Raw genomic sequence first — 2,453 nt, forward strand, 5'->3', positions numbered from 1 at the left:
TGCGACAGACTGACAGATGGATGCATCTAAACTACTCGACGATTTGTCTGTCCTAATTTACGAGCCGCCGCTATCCGAGTACCGCGATGACGGTCGAATCTGCGACACGACGAACCCGCTCTCTGTCGTCATGCTCCTTGTCGATTATGAAACCGAATGCTCAATGAATGGCATCAACGGATTTCTTGGGAACTCGGCTGGTAATCGGCTTACGGAAACCGTCCTTGCTGTGCGCAAGATTGGTTGCATAGATCACGCGGACGTTCTGGAAGAAATTCGCACAACGGCAATCTCCGCCGGCATGACTTACGATGCGATGCAAAACGACTGCACCGGCTTGGCTGAATTCGCTGTAACATCATTCGCAGAGTTGCATGGGGACAAATGGGACGACGCTTGTGATAGAATTCAGACCCTGCACGAGAATGTCGATTGGGACTCGTTTTGGAGGGCGACGCTTGAGTTCGTTCGTAACAACATGGATTCAATCGCACGACAATCGACAACCCAATAATCGCAGAACAAAGCGTTGGACACGGAGCCGCGGATCGGGCGGTTTTGAAATGGTAACTTTACTGGCCGCGGCCCGGTCAACGCGGACGTTATGCGGACTTGGCGGTCGCGAGAATATCACCCGCTGTCGCCTCATCCACCATCACGTTGTGAGCCGCCTGCAAATAGTGCTTGAACGCTTTGGCTGGCGTTGTCTGGGGCGTCACGGTCGCTCGCTTCCCTGCCACTGCGTTCTTCGCCTTCTCGAACTCATCCATATTGGCACCGATTTTGGTTTTCGCACCCGTTCCAAATTCAACGATTACTTGCCCTTGCGGCGGCGTCGACTCCAACGGAAATCCATCCGTATTTTCGACACCAACAACACCTGAAACCAAATCTCTCAAACCGACGTTCATTGCTTCAATCCTAGAAAGCCGCATAACAATGCGATGAACACGGAGCGGCGAAGCCATGTCCATCGGGGTGGCAACGCTTTTCGTCGCCGCCCGGTTATCGCGGACGTTATGCTGCGGAGACAAAATGCGAATCGTCGGCGTTGGTAACGAAACGTACATGCTTCTGAGCGGTATCGCCGTCTCGGAATCCTTAGCCTTGAGCGACAACGTTCAGCTCCAACGCGCTGACACATCGCACCTTGATCTTGAAACGACTCTTTCGGCGTGCACGCACCCAGATGACATTGCCGTTGCTGCGGCGTTTGTTCCGCGCATCTCGGCTCAACTGAAAATCGAGGCATCAACACCAAAGGACGTAGCGGCCATCGCATGGAATTCATCGTGGGACGTGTTGCTCCTCAGCGCGTTGTTTCAAACTGAGATCAGTTTCAATCTCCAAAGCGATGTTGCGGCCGATTCCATTGCGCCTGATAGCACTCTGCGCGCAACTAATCTTCACATGCGCGGTCTGACAAATGACTCTCCCTATCAGATTACGGCCGACGATTCAGGATGGTTAGCCGATCACTTTGCAAGCGCCCACACCCTATTGGACAACGACCGATTTCAAACGGCGGTACATTGCCTCGCGACGTACCGCTGGCATTCCATGGCTCGCGTTCAAATGGCAATCCTTTGGGCCGGAATCGAAGGGTTGTTCGGGGCCAGTTCAGAAATCCGATTCAGGATCAGCCTATACATTGCCCGCTTCTTGCATCCGAACAACGAAGAACAAAAGCGATCCGTTTTCGATGCCGTCAAGAAACTATACAATTCACGTTCGGCTGCAGTACACGGTTCAAAGATCAAAGGTAATACTTCATCGGCGGTAAGCGAATCCGCAGATGTTCTGTGTCAACTCTTGCGACGGTGCGCCGAACAAAACTCGTTGCCGATTGAAGACCAACTAGTACCGTAATTGAAGCATAACAATGGCATGAACGCGGAGTCGCCGATCGCGCGTTTTCAAATGGAACATCAACCGCGGCGACCCGGTTATGCCCGCCGTTCCCCGACCGAGACACAGATGGCTAACGCACTGACACTCGATGCGCCACCTGCGATGTTCGATGACTTTGCGTCGATTCTTGACAATTCCGATTTCGACTGCACTTTATCGTCGAGCGACAGCATCGAGCGGGGTATCCGCCGAATGGACACTGCAAGCTACGAAGTAACACACGGTGCTGCGAGTGTGCATCTTGCAATGGAAAGACGTCTCGGAAACCCAACAATGTTCATTGCCATCATGCCTGCGGGCAAAACACTTTTACGGCGGGACGAAGCATCCAACCGCCTTGCAGAACAAATCGTCAAGTTGCTCGTCGCGAACGGTGCGGACGATGCACCGTGAACACAAAAGTCAAATCGCAGGTAAACCAAACGATCAACCGATGACCACTGCAACATGCTGGACTGCGGGGAACCATCCCGTGCACCGGAGCCGGGCTTGCGCAGTTTCACAAATGGACAATCAGCTTTCCCGGCCCGGTGACGGGTAAC

At 53.2% G+C, this 2,453-nt stretch carries 4 protein-coding genes; 3 read left to right on the top strand and 1 reads right to left on the bottom strand.

Annotation, left to right across the window (positions count from 1 at the left end):
• Positions 1-16: 16 nt before the first annotated feature.
• Positions 17-514 carry a DMP19 family protein gene (locus RE6C_RS33720; RefSeq protein ID WP_039962129.1) on the top strand — a complete coding sequence of 166 codons (498 nt, stop codon included), beginning with the start codon at positions 17-19 and terminating at the stop codon, positions 512-514.
• A gap of 88 nt (positions 515-602) precedes the next feature.
• Here the strand turns inward: RE6C_RS33720 and RE6C_RS14715 are convergent, their stop codons facing one another.
• Complete coding sequence (locus tag RE6C_RS14715) at positions 603-911, bottom strand: hypothetical protein (protein WP_008657734.1); 309 nt, start codon at positions 909-911, stop codon at positions 603-605.
• Positions 912-966: 55 nt separating this feature from the next.
• On the opposite strand from RE6C_RS14715, the gene RE6C_RS14720 reads away from it, so the two are divergent.
• The gene (locus RE6C_RS14720; RefSeq protein ID WP_008657735.1) at positions 967-1,869 is read left to right on the top strand and encodes a HEPN domain-containing protein; all 903 of its coding nucleotides are present in this window, start codon (positions 967-969) and stop codon (positions 1,867-1,869) included.
• A 108-nt stretch (positions 1,870-1,977) separates the two neighbouring features.
• The gene (locus RE6C_RS14725; protein ID WP_144054774.1) at positions 1,978-2,304 is read left to right on the top strand and encodes a hypothetical protein; all 327 of its coding nucleotides are present in this window, start codon (positions 1,978-1,980) and stop codon (positions 2,302-2,304) included.
• Positions 2,305-2,453 lie beyond the last annotated feature (149 nt).

This window comes from Rhodopirellula europaea 6C, assembly GCF_000338295.1.
In the GTDB taxonomy this organism is placed as follows: Bacteria; Planctomycetota; Planctomycetia; order Pirellulales; family Pirellulaceae; genus Rhodopirellula; species Rhodopirellula europaea.